Below are 19,853 nucleotides of genomic sequence, written 5' to 3' on the forward strand. Positions count from 1 at the left end.
CCTCGACAGGCAGGCCAGGGTCGACGCTGAACGAGCAGCGGAGTCAGGAGCCTGGCCGGTTAGGAAGGAAGGTGGCCGCCAGGCTCGCAGTGGAGGTGGCGGAGAGGCGAGGGGGAGCTCGGCAGGCCGACGTCAAGGAGGCTTGCTCAAGGGCACCTGGCGAGAGCGTGGCATTGCCGGGTCTGGCCTCGGCAGCGTGCTTGATCAGTTGCCAGAGCTGCCCAAAGCTATCCGGGATCGCGAGGCAATGTGTGTACACCTCCCGACAAAGTCGCGGGGTTGCTAGACGCTGGGCCGTGCACCCAAGCCGACAGAGAGCGCCTAGCCATTTTGAAAAACCAACAAACAAGGCAGCGCCGGGAGACGCTCTCGGCGTGTTTCTTATAGGAACCGCAATTCGCCATCCTCAGGACGCTGAGACATTGCGGTTGATTGATCATATATCGGCGGATGCGAGGACGAAGCGGCCTTGAGCGACGCCCTTTGCTGATCCCGCCGGCAGCCGAAGCTGGTCGAGATTTGGTAAAAGGCGATCGACGGCCGGACGGCGATTGGTGAGGCGGCATGAGCAGCGCGCTCAATATTACGCTTCTCGTCCAAAATCTAAATCGCGAAAGAAATCACAAGCGATAGCCTCCGAACCTTTCGCCGAGGCCGAGTTCGTATGGCACCGTCACCGCCGCATTCATCTTGAATCGCAAGTTCACCTGTGGCCGTAAAAGAACCCAGTCATCGCGCAACGCCCCGTTCTTCAATTGCTGCCTCTTTGCTGGCTTGATCGCGCATCGCGCTCTTTCAGAATAGATTGCTGGATTTTGCCCAACGCCGTTCGCGGCAATTCTTTGGTGAAAATAAACTCGCGCGGGACTTTGAAACGGGCGACCTGGGACTGCACATAGGCAGCCAGTGCTTCTGCTTCGATCCGAGCCCCCGCCCGCCTGATCACGTAGGCGACAGGTACTTCGTGCCAGCGCGGATCCGGCCGGCCGACGACAGCGCATTCTGCGACATCGGGGTGCTCGTTAAGCACACGCTCGACTTCCGCCGGATAGATGTTTTCTCCGCCGGAAATGATCAGGTTCTTTTTGCGATCACGGACCCAAAAATAACCGTCGGCATCGCGGTGACCGAGATCGCTACTGCGATACCATCCCTCACGCTGCGCCTCTCGGGTCGCTTGTTGATCGCGCCAATATTCATAGAAGACGTTGAGGACCCGCACCGCTATTTCTACTGTCACGCTTGGCGGCAACTCATTGCCAGTGTCATCGATAATCATGGCTTCGCAGCATCTCCGAAATACCGCTGCGCCTCACTGCGTGCCTGCACAATGGCGTGTTCCAATGCATCGAGGTCGCGCACGATCCGCATGCCCTTGCCGCCGCCGCCGACGGATGGCTTCACCAGCAAAGGCGCTCCACTGGCCCGTGCGCGCGAAATGAACGTTGCTGGATCACCCTCCTCGATCGCCGAAGGCGCGACGGGAAATCCATTCCGCCGAACGAACTTGCAGGCCCGGATCTTGTCGCCCATCAATTCGATATTCTCAGGAGTAGGTCCAATGAACTCGATGCCGGCCTCCAACACCTTGCGAGCAAACTCCGCATACTCCGACAGAAATCCATAGCCTGGGTGAACCGCCCCGGCGGTCACCTCGTGGGCCGCAGCGAGATTTGCGCGGTATCGAGATAGGCCGCGACCGGTGTGCGACCCTTATGGGAACTGCCACGTCGACCACTGAGACGGCTGGCGTCCCCGCATCGAGATCGTGGCAGACAATTGCAGAGCGCAGCTCTAGCTCGCGCAGCGTCTTGATGATTCGTATGGCGATCTCGCCTCTATTGGCGATCAGAACTGTATCAAAGGATAATTCTGGCATTATCCTATTTTTCCAGGAACACGGTTTGGTTAGTATTGTCGTTATTCGCAGTTTAGGTGGCGGACTACTTCACGGCGGTTAAATCATCCAAGATAGATTTTCCATTCGAGAGCCTAAATCGCATGTTGTTCGCATAGCCATTTTCAGCAACGGAAGTGGACTTCGCTCATTACAGCCTGGCGCAGCCAGGTCGGGCGCAGCCCCGATTGGAAGGCAGAACATCTGATGCCTCGCCATCTGCGAAAGTGCCGAAAACACACTTTGCAGTTTGGGCAGTTTGGATCAGAATTTTTCTCTTCTCCGTTCAGTCGTCGGGACAAGCAGAAACCGTAACAATTTCCGCCGATCGGGTTCTTCGGGGTGGTTAAGTGGGCGACAAAGAGGGGCCTTTTGCGTGGGCGCCATGCCGAGTGCGCTATTCACTGATGTCCGTGTGGCATTGTACGTTTCCTTTTCCGATCGGGGCGGCGATGCTGGAAAGGTGAGGAGTTGCAACCGCCGCTGGCTGAGGGGGCGACGGAATTTTGCACACGCCATGCAGGCAGTTTTTGCGCGCTGGTGAGCCGACGAACAGATCGATGCCTTCTAACCGGGACCGGCTCTAAGCTCAAGGCTATGATGCCAACAACAGCCTGACCCTGGTCAATTTCAGATGTGCCAACCGCCGTGCCGGATAATGGAACATCTCTTGGGTGCTTTCTATAACAAACACCAGGGTCATCAGATCAAGCAGGAAGTCGTCGATCGCTTGGGCGATTGTTTGCGACTTATCGTCCAACTGATCCAGCAAAACGCGCGCCCTATCGATCGCATCCGCGCTGGCCGCATCGATTAACGCCTCGATCCTTTTGAAACAATCCAATTCCGAACTCCTTCAAGCCTCGCCAGGGTTATGCACCAAGGTGGCGACGTGAACCACCCGGCCGTTGACCCAGTGGCGCGAGCCACCATCAGCAGATCGAGCCGGGCCCCGCAATTTTTCGTTTTTGCTTTGCCTAAAGTCTCGGCTATGTATCGGACTGGCCTAACGGCCTGCCCACGTTGCAATTGTACAAAGGAATACGCATATGGCGACCGGAACAGTGAAGTGGTTTAACAGCAGCAAGGGATTTGGATTTATCCAGCCCGACAATGGCGGTCAGGATGTTTTCGTCCACATTTCCGCTGTCGAGCGCGCGGGCCTCTCAACCCTCACTGACGGCCAGAAGATCAACTATGAGATCGAACAGGACCGCCGCACTGGCAAGTCATCCGCTGGCAGCCTCAGCAAAGCTGGCTGATTTTTCCTCTGCGTCCCGCAAGAGCCGGAAGCACGCGGCACCTCCCGGACGGGCTGACCCCTCGACGAGAGTGGGCGAGAACATGGCTTGACCGGAGAATCGGTCAGCAGATTGCTGCAAACCGTCGCGAATTCCTGAAACCAGGCTGCCTGCAAAGACAAGGCGGGGTTGCTCCCCCGCCTTTTCATACTACGCGCAGATCATGCCAATGGCAGCAGCACACTCCAGAACGAATCTCGATTACCGAAATTAAGCCGTGACCTTCTTGCGGGTCCGCTTCGCCGGCGCCGGCGCCGGCGTTTCCGGCTCCTTCGGTTTGCGGCCGAGCCCCATCGTCTTGGCCAATGCCGAGCGCGCCGCGGCGTAATTCGGCGCGACCATGGGATAATCCGCCGGCAGGCCCCATTTGGCGCGATATTCGTCCGGCGTCAGCCCGTAGTGGGTCGACAGATGGCGCTTTAGCGATTTGAATTTCTTCCCGTCCTCAAGGGAGATCATGTAGTCCGGTGTCACCGACTTCTTGATCGGGACTGCAGGCTTAAGGACCGCCGGCTCTTGTGCGGAGACGCTTCCGGCCGTGCCTTTCAGAGCCGCATGCACTTGGCCGATCAGAGCAGGGAGGTCCCCTACCGGAACCGGATTGTTGGAGACATAGGCTGAGACCACATCGGCTGTGAGCTCGATGAGGGTGTCGATGTTTTTGTCGGCTTCTTCTGTCATGAAAATCTCCGGGCGGCTTGGAACATAGTCGGCGAAGCGTCGCTTCATAGTGGGGGTTGCCGCTGAACGCAACAATTGTCTCGACAGGATTATTGCGATGCTCATCCCAGCATCGAGGTCTATAGCGCCGCATCCCACCGTCATGCACGTTGATCCGCTCGGTGTTGGCTGCCCCGTAACTGGGTCGGAGTTTTCTTTGAAGCTCGATCCCGTCCGTTTGAATTTTGCAAAATGAAAAAGCCGAAGGTGTTTCGCGCCGCTGAAGGTTTCGTACGTCATCGGATACACGGCTTCGACCTTCATGGTCTCCAATGATGCTTTCCGCCTTGGCATTGTTATGGTGATCGTCGCCACGCCCCAAGGAACCAACCAGGCAGTCAGCGCGAGCAAATTGCGATGCGCCGGCCACGTGTTGGGGTCCACGGTCGGAGCGATGGACACAGGCTGGTGGCGGCTTCCGCCATTCGATGGCAGGCCCGATCGAAGTCTGGCCGTCAGGCCCGGTCCTCTCCCGCCGTTGATCTAGCGCAGGGTTTTCACGAACCGCATATCCCACAATGGTTTCCGTGCACAACGCTCGGAGATCATTTATGAAAATGCTATTCACGACGATGGCTGTCGCCTTGCCGGCAGCCATCGCCTTTGCTGCGGAACCGATCCCCGCCGACCTCAGAGAAACGGCACTGGCCACTTTCAAGGCTTTGCCATCCACCACGCCGGCAGTCGCCAACAACCCGATCACACCGGAAAAGGTCGCGCTCGGCAAGGCATTGTTCTTCGATCCCCGTGTCTCGGCGTCAGGTGTCTTCTCGTGCAACTCGTGCCACAACTTGGCCACCGGGGGCGACGACAATCTTGAAACCTCGATCGGCCATGGTTGGCAGAAGGGACCGCGCAACGCGCCGACGGTACTGAACGCTGTCTTTAACATCGCGCAGTTCTGGGATGGTCGCGCCGAAGACCTGAAGGCTCAGGCCAAGGGACCGGTCCAAGCCGGTGTCGAAATGGCCAACACTCCGGGTCAAGTCATCGCGACGCTCAAGTCGATGCCGCAATATGTCGATTGGTTCAATGCAGCTTTCCCCGGTGAGGCCGATCGCGTCACCTTCGACAACTTGGCCAAGGCTGTTGAAGCCTTTGAGGCGACACTGGTCACGCCGGCGCCCTTCGATGCTTTCCTCAATGGCGATGACGCCGCCAGACTTCCGAACAGAAACAGGGGCTGGCGCTTTTCATGGACAAAGGCTGCTCGTCCTGCCATGCCGGCATCAACGTTGGCGGGGAGGACTATTACGCATTCGGCCTTATTGAAAAGCCCAGCGCCGAGGTACGGCCGGAAAACGACAAGGGCCGCTTTGCCGTCACCAATTCAGCCGACGATTCCTTTGTTTTCCGCGTGGCGCCGCTGCGCAACGTGGCACTCACCGCGCCCTATTTTCATTCGGGCAAGGTTTGGGATCTGAAACAGGCCGTGGCTATTATGGGCACCACCCAGCTCGGCGAAGAGTTGAAGGCCGAAGAAGTCGACCTGCTCGTTGCCTTCCTTAACTCGCTGACCGGAAAGGTACCCGAGGTCGTCTTGCCTATCTTGCCCGCCGAAACGGCGACAACGCCTCGACCTGCATCGCAGATCTTAGGGAAATAAATGGCCCGGGCTGGCTACGGAAAGTCGCAATCAAGAATGATTGCGACCATTACTGGGACGACACGGATCGCGACCTCTTTGAGAAGGCAATGCCTGGCATGATCCCAAACTGCAGACAATGCTTCCGTCGCCAGCTCGTTGCGATGGCATCATGTTAGGTATCTGGTGCGAGTCAGACAAAAGGGCTTCGAAAAGTTGGAGGATTGTCGCAGATACTACAACAAGGAGCGCCCATATGGGACGATAGGGCACATGGCCCCCGATCGCCGGTCTCAGTCTGTGCCAAATTCAACGGCGTTTCACCGCCCAGTTCCGCTAATTCCCCGCACAACCACCTGTTCGCTTTGCCAGAAGCTCTCTTGACTAATTGGCAGCGATGTACAGGGATTTCCCGAGAGCTTAGCCTCACACTGTGCAAAGGCCTGCTACGACTGAGGGAGGGGAGGGACGCTTGGACGAGCACGATCCGAAGGAAGAGCTGATCGAGACGATTTTCCGCAATGGCACAATCACTGTCGTGGGCATCCTGCTTGCCTTTTCGCTCGGCTTCGTCACGCATTGGGCGGCAAACCCCGTGCCATGGCGGCTCTACGACCTATTCGCCGTTGTGCCGATCCTGGTCGGCATCGCGTTGCAGATGCGGGCGCTGTCCAAGCTGCTCGACATGAGTTCGCTGCGCCGACCCATCTACGAACGCGCCAACCGCATCTTCATGGCCGGCCTCATCCTGACCGCGTGCGGCGTTGGGCTGGCTATCCTGCTCGATGTCTTCGAGATGTCGGCGAAGGGCACGCTTCCCGGCGGTTAACGGCCTGTCACTGCGCTTTGGCGCTGCCGCTCATCGCTGTCAGTCGATTCTTGCATCCGTCGCAGGTCCGGCATCTTGGCAGTGTCGCACCATTTGACGCCGATTCTTACCGCTGGCCTTGGTTTCGCTGGCCGCCGGCACCAACGTGATCGTGGGCGCGTAGCGACACATCGCAAACCGCCGAACCCATCACGCGATTTGCGGTTGTCGATGCACGCGCCAAGCTCTGGGAACCACTTGGGTCAGCCTCAGTAGCGCCGCGGCCGGCTGCCCATGGCCGAAAGCGTCAGGGAACTCGACAAGGTCATCGGCGAGACAAACAAGCGCAAGATGACTCTCGACATTCTGCGGACCGCCAAGCGTCCGATGTCGACCGCCGAATGCGCGCAGGAGTTCGCAACGAGGCACGGGGGTCCGGGGACGATCCGCGCGCCGTCACCATCATCGGCAAGCGCCTGTCTCCGATCCTTAGCACCCTCGAGAAAGCCGGACGCGTCGGACTGAACCGCGAGGGTGACTGGGCCGAGGACCGCATCGACCGTCGCCCGATTTGACTGAGGATTTCAGAGGGCGAGCATGGTGCCGGGCGTCAGCAACACAATTCGCCCGTCCTCCTTGGCACGCTCTTGGACACCTGCCTTGAAACCGGTGCGCGCGTATAGGACGAAGTGGCGATCTTCTACGCCACGACCATAGTCGGTTCTTCCGGCGCGCTCGATCAGTGTCGCGAGGACATCCGCCCCGATCATTCCGCGGCGCCACTTGCACTCGCCGTATAGCATCGATCCGTCCAGCAAGCGTCCGGCTACGTCAATGTCATATTCGGCACCCCAGATTTGACCGATCTCCTGGGCCGGAGACGGAAGAGCCTCCTGCGCATGGCGGCGGGCGTGCCCTCGGCAGATTTCCTCGAACGCGCCGCCCATATACTCGTCCAGCCGCGGCACCACTTGGTGCCGCCAAATCTCGGGACCGAAGCCCTGCATCACACTTGACATGTTCGGCCGGACGAACCGATGCCAGAAGGCAACAAGCGGATCGTCCACGAAGTAACGCGTGTCCCGTGACTTGGGGTTGGCGTCGAGGGAATGTACGGTCCGAACCAGCCGCATGCGCTCGAGCCGCTTCATGTAGGGGCTCAGCGAAACGGAATCCTTGATGTCCCGGAGACGGCCGCCGATTTCCCCGAGTTTGGTGCAGCCGTCCGCGATCGCCGCCAGGATGCTGGCGTAGCGTTGGGTCTCCCGAAGTTCCGATTGGAGCAGGACGTTCGGCTCGTCTACCAGCGCCCCAGTATCGGCGAGCAGCAAATTGGTGACGTTCTCCTCGAGACTTGCGCTCGGATCGCAGAGCCTTAGGTAAAAGGGGATACCACCGAAGATGGCATAGGCAAGGATACGATCCACAGCAGGGTAATCCGGGAAGAACCCGGCCGCGTCCCGCAGCGGCAGCGCCTTGACTTCCAGGGGTAGGGTTTGGCGCCCGTAGAGTGGGTTCCTCTCGGCCAACAGATCCTCCATCTGGGCAATCATCGACCCGCAGAGCACCAAGTTCAGCTTGCCCTCGGCGGCGACGACCGCGTCCCAGAATTTTTGGATGATCGATGGCAGGGCCTGATCGCCCTCGACAAGGTAGGGGAATTCGTCCAGGACGACGATCAACCCAAGCGTTCCCTCGGCCTTACGCGCGAGGTATGTCAGCACGCTCAGCCAATCGCCGAGGCCGTCCAACAGGGGATCGGCGCCGAGCGAGCGGGCGATTTCCGCTTTGAAGCCCTCCAGATTCAGAGTGGGGGTTACACGCGTCGCTTGATAGAGAACGTGGGGACGGTCCTTGGCAGCTTCCTTGAGCAGCGCGGACTTCCCGATCCGGCGCCGTCCATATACCACGAGCAAAGAGGGCCTAGCGAGGGAGAATTCCTTGCGGAGGCGGGAGAGCTCTTGAGCGCGACCTACGAACATTAGTGTAATCCTGATTACGGTAATCAAGGTTACACTAACCGAGTACCAAAGCAAGGGCGGTCAGGCAGCTTGGTAAGTAAAAAGCACCAAAGCCGGGACAGGCCACTGGAAAGACACCGCTTTCAAAGCGCCAAAATCCCGGCCGATGGGTCCGCTGGGCCTGGTTGGTCGAAGAAGACTACGGGCAGAAAGGCAGATCGCCTTTGGGCCGATCCAGCCGGGACTCGACCGTTTCGCGGATCGCCCGCGGATCGGAATTGGCTCGAGATGCCTGCCAGACGATCGACTGCACCGTTGCCAGCGTGTTCTTCACCCGATGGTTCAATTCGTCGATGAGCATTTTGGATTGCGCCTGCTCCTCCTTGTGTCTGGTCAGATCGACAAAGGAGGTAAAATACTGGACGATGGCGCCGCTCTTGTCGGGGACAGGACTGGCGAAAAGACCCGCCCAGAACTCGCTGCCATCCTTGCTCCTGTAAAGGATTTCCGTGCCCGCATCCGCATTGGCTTCGAACTCGAGCTTGATGCGTTTCAGCGCCCCGGCGTCGGTGCCGTTCGCCATCAGGAAATTGAAGTGCCGACCGCGGACCTCTTCCCTGGCGTATCCGGTCATGCCGAGGGAGGCGTCATTGGCAAAAATGATGGGATTGCCGGGTTCTTTTGCGTCGGTGAAAACCATGTGTTGTCTCGGCGGCAACGACGAACGGCCCAGGTCGTCCTGAAAGCCCTCGACTTCGGCTTCGGCGTCCTTCTGCTCTTCGGACTTGGCGACTACGCTGGACATATTGACTAGATCCCGCGCCTTGGCGCGATCCAACCGGATGGCGGACCGGCGCCCACGGCTCCCGCCACCGGATGGATCATGCTACGCCGCCTGCGACACGCGCGAGGTGAACGTTGCCCTTGTCATCGACACGCTGGTGCCGTTCTTGTCGCTGATGACCTCGATGTTGGCCTCCAGCTGCTTGACCAGCGCCTCGACAATGGCGGTTCCCAGGCCCGTACTGGCGACGATGCTGGCGGGCTTGCCGGCGCCATTGTCTTGCCGTGATGCACGTAACCCCTGGCTTCTGCCGCAGTCGCACGGGTGCCGTTCTGGTCGCGGCCTTGAATGCATCGCGGCACGGCACGTTCGACGCTGAACCGGCCGTGAGGGCGAGGGGGCCACAAACGCAAGACGGTTCGCGGCGAGATACAACGGCAGTCGGCGCGTTGTGTTGATGTTGGGCTAGCAATTGCGAGCGAAGAATTCCGGCAGTCGGCAGCAAGGGTATCCGGCACCGTACCTGCTCTACCGCCAAAGTACCGAAAGCGGTGCCGCATGGAGGCGCTCTCCGAATGGGACAATCTTATCGTGGTCTTATAGCACCACTCCAGAGACAAAACGGTCTCCGCATGCGTCTGCCAGCATTCGCAAGCCCTTGAAATCTGAGCTTGTGACTGTGGTTCGGGTGCAGACAGGCCCTTCGCGCCTGCTGTCGACTTCCAATGCTTGGCCAAGGTTCCTCGAACTATCTCGCATCCAGGGCTCCTCGGAAAGGCGTGAGCCGAGGCGTATGCCCTAATTCATCTTGAGCTTTCGCCACTGGGGCTTAGGGCCGCCTGGGGTAACCCCTCAAGGGTGCAGCTATTGGCTTCCGTTTGAATCGTGACTACGCGAGCTGGCGCTGCGACCCGGTAGCGGACCCTCCAACGTCCGCAGTGGGGTCGGAAACAGCATTATCCCAGACCGGGTGATTATCCCTCTGACCCCTACTAAATTGGTCCGCTTCTTGCAGCAAGCATTTCTGGCAGAACCCGGCGTCTATCCGGGTGATGGGATGGGGGATGAAATTGCTGGAGGAGCAACATGGCAGCTGCCCAAACCTTATATGACGTCATTCGTCGCCAGGGGATCACCCGGCGCGGTTTCACCAAGTTCTGCAGCCTGACGGCCGCGAGCCTCGGTTTCGGCCCGGGTGCCGCGACAGCGATGGCTGAAGCACTTGAGACCAAGGAACGCGTTCCGGTCATCTGGATGCATGGGCTCGAATGCACCTGCTGTTCGGAGAGCTTCATCCGCTCGGCCCATCCGCTCGTCAAAGACGTCGTGCTGTCGATGATCTCGCTCGACTACGACGATACGATCATGGCGGCCGCCGGCCATCAAGCGGAGGCGATTCTCAAAGAGACGAAGGACAAGTACAAAGGCAAGTACATCCTCGCCGTCGAGGGCAATCCGCCGCTCAACGAGGACGGCATGTTCTGCATCGACGGCGGCAAACCCTTCGTTGAGAAGCTGAAGTGGATGGCCGAGGATGCCATGGCGATTATCGCCTGGGGCGCCTGCGCCTCTTGGGGCTGCGTCCAGGCGGCCAAGCCAAACCCGACCCGGGCGACAGCGATCGACAAGGTCATCCTCGACAAGCCGATCATTAAGGTACCAGGCTGTCCCCCGATCGCGGAGGTGATGACCGGGGTCGTCACCTTCATCACGACCTTCGGCGCGCTGCCGGAACTCGACCGGCAGGGCCGGCCCAAGATGTTCTATTCGCAGCGCATCCACGACAAATGCTACCGCCGACCACATTTCGATGCCGGCCAGTTTGTCGAGGAGTGGGACGATGAGGGCGCACGCAAGGGCTATTGTCTCTACAAGATGGGCTGCAAGGGCCCGACCACCTACAATGCCTGCTCTACCGTGCGCTGGAACGGTGGCGTTTCCTTCCCGATCCAGTCAGGCCACGGCTGCATCGGCTGCTCGGAAGACGGCTTCTGGGACAACGGCAGCTTCTATGACCGGCTGACGAACCTCCACCAGTTCGGCGTCGAGGCCAACGCCGACAAGGTCGGCATGACCGCCGCCGGCATCGTGGGTGGTGCAATCGCCGCCCATGCCGCGGTGACCGCCTTCAAGCGCGTGACCACCAAGCGCGAAAAAGCCGACGCATCATAATCACTCTCGGCGAGGAACAGCATTGTGACAATTCAAACACCCAACGGCTTCACACTGGACAATTCGGGCAAGCGCATCGTCGTCGATCCCGTCACCCGCATCGAGGGACATATGCGGGTGGAGGTCAATGTCGACGAGAACAACATCATCCGGAATGCGGTCTCGACCGGCACCATGTGGCGCGGCATCGAAGTCATCCTAAAGAACCGCGACCCCCGCGACGCATGGGCCTTCACGGAGCGCATCTGCGGCGTCTGCACCGGCACGCATGCGCTAACCTCTGTACGCGCGGTCGAGAATGCGCTCGGCATCACCATCCCCGACAATGCCAATTCGATCCGCAACCTGATGCAGCTGGCGCTGCAGGTTCATGACCATGTCGTGCACTTCTACCATCTTCATGCGCTCGACTGGGTGGACGTGATCTCTGCGATCTCGGCCGATCCGAAGGCGACCTCGGCGCTCGCGCAGTCCGTGTCCGACTGGCCGCTTTCCTCTCCAGGCTATTTCAAAGACATCCAGACCCGGCTCAAGAAATTCGTCGAGTCAGGCCAGCTCGGACCCTTCAAGAACGGCTATTGGGGCAATGCATCCTACAAGCTGCCGCCGGAGGCCAATCTCATGGCGGTGGCGCATTATCTGGAGGCGCTCGACTTCCAGAAGGAGATCGTCAAGATCCACACGATCTTCGGCGGCAAGAACCCGCATCCAAACTGGCTGGTTGGCGGGGTACCGTGTCCGATCAATATCGACGGTACTGGTGCGGTCGGCGCGATCAACATGGAACGGCTTAACATGGTCACCTCGATCATCGACCAGATTATCGAGTTCAATGACAAGGTATACGTTCCCGACATCATGGCCATCGGCTCCTTCTACAAGGACTGGCTCTATGGAGGCGGTCTGTCGGGCAAGAACGTGCTAGCCTATGGCGACGTACCCGAGCACGTCAACGACTACTCCGAGGCAAGCCTGAAGCTGCCGCGCGGCGCGATCATCAATGGCAATCTCGCCGAAGTGCTGCCGGTCGACCATGAGGATCCCGAGCAGATCCAGGAATTCGTTACCCATTCCTGGTACAAATATCCCGACGAGACAAAGGGCCTGCATCCCTGGGACGGGGTTACCGAGCCACATTACGAACTCGGCCCCAACGCCAAGGGGACGAAGACCAATATCGAGCAGCTCGACGAGGCCGCTAAATATTCCTGGATCAAGGCGCCGCGCTGGCGCGGCCATGCCATGGAGGTCGGGCCGCTCGCCCGCTGGGTCGTCGGCTATGCCCAGAACAAGGCGGAGTTCAAGGACCCGGTCGAAAAGGTGCTCAAGGATCTCGGCCTTCCGGTTTCAGCCCTCTTCTCGACACTCGGCCGCACGGCAGCCCGTGCGCTCGAATCGAGCTGGGCCGGCCACCAGATGCGCTATTTCCGGAACAAGCTGATTGCCAATATGAAGGCCGGCGACTTCTCTACGGCCCATGTCGACAAGTGGAAGCCGGGAACCTGGCCCAAGGAGGTCAAGGGCGTCGGCTTTACCGAGGCCCCGCGCGGCGCGCTCGCGCACTGGATCAAAATCAAGGACGGGAAGATCGACAACTACCAGTGCGTCGTGCCCACCACATGGAACGGCAGCCCCCGCGATCCGGCAGGAAATATTGGCGCCTTCGAGGCTTCGTTGATGGATACGCCGATGTCAGACCCCACCCAACCGCTCGAAATCCTCAGGACCATCCATTCCTTCGATCCGTGCCTAGCATGCTCGACGCATGTCATGAGCCCGGACGGTCAGGAAATGGCCAAGGTCCAGGTCCGGTGAGGAGGATAAGTCATGACTATCCATGAAACTCTCGCAGCCGCCGACGCCCACGGCGAAAAGGCCGTCGAGCGCCAGAGCATCTATGTTTACGAAGCCCCGGTGCGCATCTGGCACTGGGTCAACGCCGTCTCGATCCTGACGCTCGCGCTAACCGGCTATTTCATCGGCTCGCCGCTGCCTTCCGTGCCGGGCGAGGCCATCGCCAATTTCCTGATGGGGTATATCCGCTTCATCCACTTCGCGGCGGGGCAGGTCCTTGCCGTGTTCCTTATCCTCAGGGTCTACTGGGCCTTTGTCGGCAATATCCATTCCCGCCAGATCTTCTATGTGCCCTTCTGGAGCGGCCGCTTCTGGAAGGAATGGCTGCATGAGGTGCGGTGGTACACGTTCTTGGCCCGGCAGCCGAAGTATGTCGGCCACAACCCTCTTTCCCAGTTCACCATGTTCCTGATGTTCACCCTGCCGCTCTTCTTCATGGTGATCACCGGCTTTGCGCTCTATAGCGAGGGTGCCGGCCGCGACGGCTGGGAATATGCGCTCTTCGGCTGGGTGTTCTCGATCTGGCCCAACAGCCAGGACATCCACACATTCCACCATCTCGGCATGTGGGTAATCCTCGCCTTCCTCATGGTTCACATTTATGTGGCGATCCGCGAGGACATTATGAGCCGACAGAGCATCATCTCGTCGATGATTTCCGGCGAACGGCTCTTCAAGGACGTGGAGGACTAGATGGTCGCCCCAAATCCCTTGGCCTCTTCGCCTTCCCCGCGGATTCTCGTGCTTGGCATAGGCAATATCCTCTGGGCCGACGAAGGCTTCGGCGTGCGCGCGGTGGAAACCTTCCACAAGGCGTATCGGGTGCCTGACAACGTCACCGTCCTCGATGGCGGCACGCAGGGGCTCTATCTCGTGCAGTTCGTCAATGAACACGATCGTTTGATCGTGTTCGACGCCATCGACTACGGCCTCGAGCCGGGCACGATGAAGATCGTGGAAGACGACGTGGTGCCGAAATTTACTGGCGCCAAGAAGATGAGCCTGCATCAGACCGGCTTCCAGGAGGTGCTGAGCGCCGCTGACCTCATGGGGCACTATCCCGATCGGCTGGTTCTCATCGGGTGCCAGCCGCTGGATCTCGAAGACTGGGGCGGCCCGCTGACGACGCCGGTCAAGGCAGTCATACCGCGCGCAATCGAAACGGCAGTAGGAATATTGCGGGACTGGGGCGTCGTCGTCACTGCGCGACCGGATGGAGCAGCGGTTCCGCCACTACTTGAAAACGACATCGATTTCGAACGTTACGAGCGCCGAGCCGAATCGGCCGCATTGCGCTATTGAGGAGGAGATCATGAATTTCCGTAGGTTTGCGGCGACGCTCGTCGCGATGGCGCTACCGTGCATCGCCCACGCGCATGTCGGCCTTCACACCGACGGCGCGCTTGCCGGCTTCAGCCATCCGTTCAGCGGTCTCGATCATATCCTGGCGATGGTCGCGGTCGGCTTCTGGGCCTTGACGCTGGGCGGTAAAGCCCGATGGATCGTTCCCTTGGCCTTCGTGACGGTCATGGCCGTGGGGGGCGCCCTGGGCATTTACGGCCTCGCTTTTCCAATGGTGGAAACCGGGATCGCGCTGACCGTCGCGCTGCTCGGTCTGCTGGTTGCTTTCGAAGTGAAGGTTTCAACGTCGGTCGCGGCGACGGTGGTTGGAACATGCGCGCTCTTCCATGGCCATGCCCATGGCACCGAACTTCCGGCGATGACGCATGCGGGCGGATATGTGGCGGGCTTCATTGCTGCCACGGTCATCCTGCATCTCACCGGTTTCTGCCTGGCCTTGTTGAGGTTCGGTAACGCCCAGCGAGTTGCCGCGCGGACCGCCGGCCTGGCCATTGCCCTTGCCGGTGCAGTCCTGCTGGCCGGCTGAACTTCTCCCAGGGTTGAGGCCGGCGGGAGTCGTGTGGGCACCCTGCGCACCGCGGCTCCCGATTTCATAAGATCTGGACGACGGAGGAGGAGCATCATGTGCATCGGCATTCCCATGCGGGCCGTCGCCGGCAATGAGTTCGTCGCCCACTGCGAGAGACATGGCCGGATATCCTCGATCTCCCTCATGCTGGTCGGCCCACAACCGCCGGGAACCTACCTACTCACCCATCTCGGCTCCGCCATCCGGGTGCTGGACGCCGACGAGGCCCGCGCCATCGACAACGCACTCGCGGGTCTTGCTGAAGCTGTCGAGGGGAGGGCTTTCGACGCCCTCTTTGCCGATCTCACCTCGCGCGAGCCGGAACTGCCGCCGCATCTGCGTAGCGAGTGAAAAGAAAATTTCCAAAGTGGAAGGACTTTCCATCCAGATGCCCGCGATACTTTGTGAAGGCGGGAAATTTGTCTTCCAGATCAAAGGAATCTGACTTTCCCAAGTCTGGCACGCAGCTTGCTCCTCATTTCGTTGGAATGTTTCGCAGCGTGATTTGTGGAGGAGACTATGCCATCTGTCCTGGTCCGCGCCCTGAGCGAGCGGGCGCGCCTGCCCCTCATCGACGAGACGAATATCGATGCCTTCCTCGCTCCGGCGGCGAGTGAACCCGACAATGCCGTGCTGTTCTTCACCGGCGATCCGTCGCAGCGGCCGGAAGCCGATGACGTCGCCGTCGTCCTCCCGCATATCCTCCAGGCCTTCCAAGGCCGCTTGCGCGGCGCCGTGGTCCTGCGCACGGCCGAAGACAAGCTAAAGGCCCGCTTTAACGTCGTTGTGATGCCGAGCCTCGCCGTCACTCGTCGAGACCAACCGGTCGGCCTGCTGGGCAAGATCCGCGACTGGTCCGAATATGTCGAGAAGATCGGCGCCTGGCTCGCGCCCGACGCGCCGGTCATGGTGCCCTTGGGCGGACCGAAGGTCGAGATCACCCATGCCGGCAAGAAGATCGTGCGATGAAGGCCGGCTTCTGGGTCGCCCCCGGGGGCGAGGATGCGGCGATGACGGTGATGCCGATCGGCGCCGAGCCGCCGCTGCGTGCCCGCAAGCTCAATTTCCTCGCCACCAGCAGCGCCGAGGAAATGATCCGCCGATGTCGGCGGACGGCGATGCTCCTGCCGGAACTCGCTGACGCGCTCGCCGTTCAGAAGGCCGACCGGCCGGGCCGGCTATTCGACATCACCGATTTCCCCGACGACGACAAGGAACTGATCGCCCAGACTCTCGGCGAGGGCGAGGTCGCCGGCGCTGCGGCATTGGCGAACGGCATCACGGCCCAGATGCAGGAGGCGGTGATGGCTGGCGTCTGGCGCGTCCGTTTCACCGACGGTGAGGGCCGGCTCATTGCCGACTATGTCGAGGTCGCGAGCATTCCCGCCGCTGTCAAGAAGGCGTGCTCGGCGCTGCCTGGCTCGATCAGCCACGGGCCGGCTCCGACCGGCGCCATGAACGTCATGCCCGTGCTGACCGAGATCGGTGATCGCGTCGCCCGTTACAGCGACGGTGATCCGGGCCATATCATCACCTTCTCGCTCTTCCCGATGAGCCCGGAAGACATGGCCTTCCTGCAGGAAACGCTGGGTGCCGGGCCGGTGCAGCTCACCTCGCGCGGCTATGGCAGCTGCCGCATCGTGGTGACCGGCGCGCGCAATGTCTGGTCGGTTCAGTTCTACAACGCCATGGACACGATCATCCTCGATACGTTGGAGATCTGCGACATTCCCTCGGTCGCGATCGCCGCCGAGGATGATTTCCGCGACTCCGAGGCGAGGCTGCGTGAGATCGAGGAGGCCTATTTCAAATGAGCGCCTTCGAGAATTTCGGCAAGCGCGAGACCGTGTCGGACGACGACCAGATGGAATGCGGTATCTGCTGGCATGTCTATGATCCCGCTGAGGGTGACCCGGTCTGGCAGATTGCTCCGGGGACGTCGTTTGCAGACCTGCCGGAAGACTGGCGCTGCCCAAATTGCGATGCGCTGCAATCGAAGTTCATGAGGCTGGGTGATGGACGCTGACGTCGCAGAGAGGGCCGAGATCGATCCCGCGCAGGCGCTCGGCCGGCGGCTCGAGGCCTGCTACCGGCACATTTACGCGACCGCCATGGCCGATGTGCCGATCTGCAATCCCGCGCTTGGCATTGCCTCGACCGGTTTTCGGACTTACGGCGGTCGTGCGTTCGGCATCGTGACTACACCATGGTTCATGAATCTCGTGGCAGCGGATCTGCCGCAGGGCCCTTCCTCCGCCCCAGCTGCCACCGGTACGACCCTCCGTGTCGGCCTGCCGGCGGGTGAGGTCGGGTTCATTGCCGGTGAACTCGATGCGATTGACCGTGTCGATTCCTGCTCGCTGTTTTCGCCGGTCTTCGAGTTCGCGACGATGGAGGCTGCCCTCGAAACAGCGGACGAAGCGGCCCGGGCCTTCTTTGATCCTGCCACGCTCGAACCGCCGCCCGCCCCGCCCGCGGCGGTCAACCGGCGTGACCTGTTGCGCGGGCATGTCCGCAGGCGCGAGGAAGCGTCGCAATGACAGTCCTTCTCGGGGCAGGCACGATAAGGATCGACGTAACCGTGTCGCGCGCGCTTGCCTGTTCCGTCACGGTGAAGGCGAACCGCCCGCAGGGGCTGACGCGCATGTTCGTCGGCCGCAGGCCCGAAGAGGCGCCCCCTCTTGCCGGTCAAGTCTTTTCGCTCTGCGGTTTTGCGCAATCCGTAGCGGCGCGGCTCGCCGTCCTGAATGCAGCGGATATGGCGATGAAGGAGGACGAACGGATCGGCTCCGGTGCCGGATTGCTCGCCGAGCGGATTTTCGAAACCTTGCGGGCGCTCATCCTCCATTGGCCATCCCCCGTGCCGGCATCGCTCGGCGCAACCGCCGGTAGACATCTCCGCGAAGCGCTGGCCGCTTCGCAAGAGATCATCGCCGCGCCAAGGCCGGGCAAATCGACAGGGCGCATTTGGCGGCCGCCGCTGCGCGGCTGTCTGCGGCGGCCAGCGCGCTCGGCATCCCGAGCCAGGGCGACACACCTTTGCCGGAATCAGCCTGCGCCGCGATGTTGCAGGATATAGGCAACGATCGGGTCTTCAATGGCCGCCGGCCCGATCCACTGACCATCAATGACGATCCGGAAGTCATCGCCCGGCTTTGCGCCGAGCCCGGCTATGCAAGCCTCCCGCATCTCCAAGGCCGCGTCGCGGAGACGGGCGCGTATGCCCGGCTCGCCGCTGGTGACGTGGAGGCGTCCCATCTGGTCCAACGACTGCTAGCCCGCATCAACGACGTGCGCCTCTGCCTCAAACAACTGACCGCTCTCGCAGCAACCGGCAAGTGCGACGGAGCATCACTCGCCTGCGGCGGGGCCACGCCGGGTGCCGGTGGCTACGGTGCTGTGGAATGCGCGCGTGGCCGGCTCTATCATCAGGCCGAGATCGGCGGCGACGGCAGGCTTTCGTCCTATCGCATCCTCGCCCCGACCGAATGGAATTTTCATCCCGCCGGCCCCTTCGTCGAGACACTGCTGTCGTCATCCGTCGGGACCGATGAGGCCGCCGTGAGATCGGTGTCGCGGCTCGCGGTCCTGTTCGATCCTTGCGTGGCCTTTGAGGTTAGTGTTCGCGAGGCCGCACATGCATGAAATGTCGCTGATGGAGAGTGTGATCGAGATCGTCTGCGACACGGCGCGGCAGAACGGCGCGACACGCGTCAAGTCGGTCCGGGTCGATGTCGGCGTGCTGAGCCACGTCGAGCCGGACGCGCTGATGTTCTGTTATGAGGCCGTGCGACACGGCACGATTGCGGACGAGGCGACGCTCGAGATCAACCGCATTGCCGGCGAGGGCTGGTGTCTCGACTGCGGCAAGACCGTCGCCTTGGAGGAGCGGTTCGGCGCCTGCCCGGACTGCGGACGGCATCGGGTCCAGATGACGGCAGGCGACGAATTGAAGATCAGGGATATGGAGGTGATCTGATGTGCACGGTATGCGGTTGCGGGACTTCTTCCATCGAGGGTCACAAGCACGAGGAGGGCGGGCACCGTCACAGCCATGACCATCATCACGACCACGACCACCACCACCATGGCGATGGCGGGCATGAGCATCACCATGCCGCGGACTGCAGCGTCCATTATGGCAAGGGGATCGCCGGCTTCAATGTGCCAGGCATGAGCCAGGAGCGGATCATCCAGGTGGAGAGAGACATCCTCTCCAAGAACGACGCTTATGCGGAAGAGAACCGGCGATATTTTGAGCGCCAGGGCATCTTTGCGCTCAACTTCGTCTCCAGCCCCGGCTCGGGCAAGACCAGCCTGCTGGTCCGCACGATCAATGACCTAAAGGACCGCCTCACGATCTCGGTTATCGAAGGTGACCAGCAGACCTCGAACGACGCGGCCCGGATCCGCGAGACCGGCGCCCGCGCCATCCAGATCAACACGGGCAAGGGCTGCCACCTCGACGCCCACATGGTGGGCCACGCGGCTGAGGATCTCGCGCTCGAACCAGGCTCTGCGCTCTTCATCGAGAATGTCGGCAACCTCGTCTGTCCCGCCGCCTTCGATCTTGGGGAGGCCCACAAGGTTGTGGTGCTGTCAGTCACCGAAGGCGATGACAAGCCGCTCAAATATCCCAACATGTTCGCCGCCGTCGACCTGATGATCCTCAACAAGGCCGACCTGCTGCCGCATCTCGATTTCAATGTCGGCCTCTGCATCGCCAACGCCCTGCGCGTCAATCCGCGCCTCCAGACGCTGACGGTCTCCGCCCGCACGGGAGAGGGCATGGAAGCCTTCTATGCCTGGCTCAAGGCATCCGCCCCCACCGGGCCGCGTGA

General features: G+C 60.8%; 23 protein-coding genes and 4 pseudogenes. 18 read left to right on the top strand and 9 right to left on the bottom strand.

Features of this window, described 5'->3' with window-relative positions; genetic code table 11:
- Positions 1-751: 751 nt before the first annotated feature.
- The 4 genes and pseudogenes from HB778_RS40090 to HB778_RS40100 form a co-directional block, all read right to left on the bottom strand.
- Positions 752-1,291 (bottom strand): annotated as a pseudogene (locus HB778_RS40090) (class I adenylate-forming enzyme family protein); the annotation flags it as partial.
- Complete coding sequence (locus HB778_RS43340; protein ID WP_348524801.1) at positions 1,276-1,653, bottom strand: biotin carboxylase N-terminal domain-containing protein; 378 nt, start codon at positions 1,651-1,653, stop codon at positions 1,276-1,278. The gene HB778_RS43340 and the pseudogene HB778_RS40090, both read right to left, overlap by 16 nt.
- A complete protein-coding gene (locus HB778_RS43345; RefSeq protein ID WP_348524802.1) occupies positions 1,547-1,879 on the bottom strand; it encodes a biotin carboxylase N-terminal domain-containing protein in 333 nt (110 codons plus the stop codon). The genes HB778_RS43340 and HB778_RS43345 overlap by 107 nt, the downstream gene beginning before the upstream one ends.
- A gap of 613 nt (positions 1,880-2,492) precedes the next feature.
- On the bottom strand, positions 2,493-2,741 hold the full coding sequence (locus HB778_RS40100) for a hypothetical protein (RefSeq protein ID WP_183455186.1): 249 nt from the start codon (positions 2,739-2,741) through the stop codon (positions 2,493-2,495).
- A gap of 205 nt (positions 2,742-2,946) precedes the next feature.
- Here HB778_RS40100 and HB778_RS40105 point away from each other — a divergent pair, with 205 nt between their 5' ends.
- Complete coding sequence (locus HB778_RS40105; protein ID WP_120019369.1) at positions 2,947-3,159, top strand: cold-shock protein; 213 nt, start codon at positions 2,947-2,949, stop codon at positions 3,157-3,159.
- A gap of 249 nt (positions 3,160-3,408) precedes the next feature.
- Here the strand turns inward: HB778_RS40105 and HB778_RS40110 are convergent, their stop codons facing one another.
- Positions 3,409-3,879, bottom strand: coding sequence for a MucR family transcriptional regulator (locus tag HB778_RS40110; RefSeq protein ID WP_183465904.1), 471 nt, complete (start codon positions 3,877-3,879; stop codon positions 3,409-3,411).
- Between the two features lie 596 nt (positions 3,880-4,475).
- Here HB778_RS40110 and HB778_RS40115 point away from each other — a divergent pair.
- From HB778_RS40115 to HB778_RS40130, 3 genes and pseudogenes are all read left to right on the top strand, one after another.
- Positions 4,476-5,524, top strand: a pseudogene (locus HB778_RS40115) (cytochrome-c peroxidase).
- Positions 5,525-5,975: 451 nt separating this feature from the next.
- On the top strand, positions 5,976-6,332 hold the full coding sequence (locus tag HB778_RS40125; protein ID WP_183465651.1) for a hypothetical protein: 357 nt from the start codon (positions 5,976-5,978) through the stop codon (positions 6,330-6,332).
- A gap of 380 nt (positions 6,333-6,712) precedes the next feature.
- Positions 6,713-6,886, top strand: coding sequence for a hypothetical protein (locus tag HB778_RS40130; RefSeq protein WP_183465652.1), 174 nt, complete (start codon positions 6,713-6,715; stop codon positions 6,884-6,886).
- Positions 6,887-6,895: 9 nt separating this feature from the next.
- Here HB778_RS40130 and HB778_RS40135 read toward each other — a convergent pair whose 3' ends face one another.
- The 4 genes and pseudogenes from HB778_RS40135 to HB778_RS42600 form a co-directional block, all read right to left on the bottom strand.
- The gene (locus HB778_RS40135) at positions 6,896-8,293 is read right to left on the bottom strand and encodes an ATP-binding protein (RefSeq protein WP_183465653.1); all 1,398 of its coding nucleotides are present in this window, start codon (positions 8,291-8,293) and stop codon (positions 6,896-6,898) included.
- A gap of 178 nt (positions 8,294-8,471) precedes the next feature.
- A complete protein-coding gene (locus tag HB778_RS40140) occupies positions 8,472-9,110 on the bottom strand; it encodes a PAS domain-containing protein (protein WP_244662143.1) in 639 nt (212 codons plus the stop codon).
- A gap of 48 nt (positions 9,111-9,158) precedes the next feature.
- Positions 9,159-9,410, bottom strand: coding sequence for a hypothetical protein (locus HB778_RS40145; protein ID WP_244662144.1), 252 nt, complete (start codon positions 9,408-9,410; stop codon positions 9,159-9,161).
- A 174-nt stretch (positions 9,411-9,584) separates the two neighbouring features.
- Positions 9,585-9,737, bottom strand: a pseudogene (locus HB778_RS42600) (ATP-binding protein); the annotation flags it as partial.
- Positions 9,738-10,142: 405 nt separating this feature from the next.
- Between HB778_RS42600 and HB778_RS40150 the strand changes: the two are divergent.
- The 14 genes and pseudogenes from HB778_RS40150 to hypB form a co-directional block, all read left to right on the top strand.
- Positions 10,143-11,228, top strand: coding sequence for a hydrogenase small subunit (locus HB778_RS40150; RefSeq protein ID WP_183465654.1), 1,086 nt, complete (start codon positions 10,143-10,145; stop codon positions 11,226-11,228).
- 24 nt (positions 11,229-11,252) lie between these two features.
- Complete coding sequence (locus HB778_RS40155) at positions 11,253-13,043, top strand: nickel-dependent hydrogenase large subunit (RefSeq protein ID WP_183465655.1); 1,791 nt, start codon at positions 11,253-11,255, stop codon at positions 13,041-13,043.
- A gap of 12 nt (positions 13,044-13,055) precedes the next feature.
- The gene (cybH, locus tag HB778_RS40160; protein WP_183465656.1) at positions 13,056-13,775 is read left to right on the top strand and encodes a Ni/Fe-hydrogenase, b-type cytochrome subunit; all 720 of its coding nucleotides are present in this window, start codon (positions 13,056-13,058) and stop codon (positions 13,773-13,775) included.
- Positions 13,776-14,384 carry a HyaD/HybD family hydrogenase maturation endopeptidase gene (locus tag HB778_RS40165; RefSeq protein ID WP_183465657.1) on the top strand — a complete coding sequence of 203 codons (609 nt, stop codon included), beginning with the start codon at positions 13,776-13,778 and terminating at the stop codon, positions 14,382-14,384. It begins immediately after the preceding gene.
- A 10-nt stretch (positions 14,385-14,394) separates the two neighbouring features.
- Entirely contained in the window at positions 14,395-14,970 is a 576-nt protein-coding gene (gene hupE / locus HB778_RS40170) for a nickel permease HupE (protein ID WP_183465906.1), read from the top strand.
- 96 nt (positions 14,971-15,066) lie between these two features.
- Entirely contained in the window at positions 15,067-15,363 is a 297-nt protein-coding gene (locus tag HB778_RS40175; protein ID WP_095494256.1) for a HypC/HybG/HupF family hydrogenase formation chaperone, read from the top strand.
- Positions 15,364-15,531: 168 nt separating this feature from the next.
- A complete protein-coding gene (locus HB778_RS40180) occupies positions 15,532-15,981 on the top strand; it encodes a hydrogenase accessory protein (RefSeq protein ID WP_183465658.1) in 450 nt (149 codons plus the stop codon).
- Positions 15,978-16,826: a hydrogenase expression/formation protein gene (locus tag HB778_RS40185; RefSeq protein ID WP_183465659.1), complete on the top strand. Its 849-nt coding sequence runs from the start codon at positions 15,978-15,980 to the stop codon at positions 16,824-16,826. Before HB778_RS40180 ends, HB778_RS40185 begins: the two co-directional genes overlap by 4 nt.
- Positions 16,823-17,038: a rubredoxin gene (locus tag HB778_RS40190; RefSeq protein WP_095494259.1), complete on the top strand. Its 216-nt coding sequence runs from the start codon at positions 16,823-16,825 to the stop codon at positions 17,036-17,038. The genes HB778_RS40185 and HB778_RS40190 overlap by 4 nt, the downstream gene beginning before the upstream one ends.
- On the top strand, positions 17,028-17,552 hold the full coding sequence (hybE, locus tag HB778_RS40195) for a [NiFe]-hydrogenase assembly chaperone HybE (RefSeq protein ID WP_183465660.1): 525 nt from the start codon (positions 17,028-17,030) through the stop codon (positions 17,550-17,552). The genes HB778_RS40190 and hybE overlap by 11 nt, the downstream gene beginning before the upstream one ends.
- The gene (locus HB778_RS42605) at positions 17,549-18,091 is read left to right on the top strand and encodes a hypothetical protein (protein WP_244662145.1); all 543 of its coding nucleotides are present in this window, start codon (positions 17,549-17,551) and stop codon (positions 18,089-18,091) included. The genes hybE and HB778_RS42605 overlap by 4 nt, the downstream gene beginning before the upstream one ends.
- Entirely contained in the window at positions 18,076-18,657 is a 582-nt protein-coding gene (locus HB778_RS42610) for a nickel-dependent hydrogenase large subunit (protein WP_244662146.1), read from the top strand. The genes HB778_RS42605 and HB778_RS42610 overlap by 16 nt, the downstream gene beginning before the upstream one ends.
- Positions 18,650-18,991 carry a hydrogenase maturation nickel metallochaperone HypA gene (hypA, locus tag HB778_RS40205; protein WP_183465661.1) on the top strand — a complete coding sequence of 114 codons (342 nt, stop codon included), beginning with the start codon at positions 18,650-18,652 and terminating at the stop codon, positions 18,989-18,991. Before HB778_RS42610 ends, hypA begins: the two co-directional genes overlap by 8 nt.
- Positions 18,991-19,836: pseudogene (hypB, locus tag HB778_RS40210) on the top strand (hydrogenase nickel incorporation protein HypB); the annotation flags it as partial. The gene hypA and the pseudogene hypB, both read left to right, overlap by 1 nt.
- Positions 19,837-19,853 lie beyond the last annotated feature (17 nt).

The organism is Mesorhizobium huakuii, assembly GCF_014189455.1.
In the GTDB taxonomy this organism is placed as follows: domain Bacteria; phylum Pseudomonadota; class Alphaproteobacteria; order Rhizobiales; family Rhizobiaceae; genus Mesorhizobium; species Mesorhizobium huakuii_A.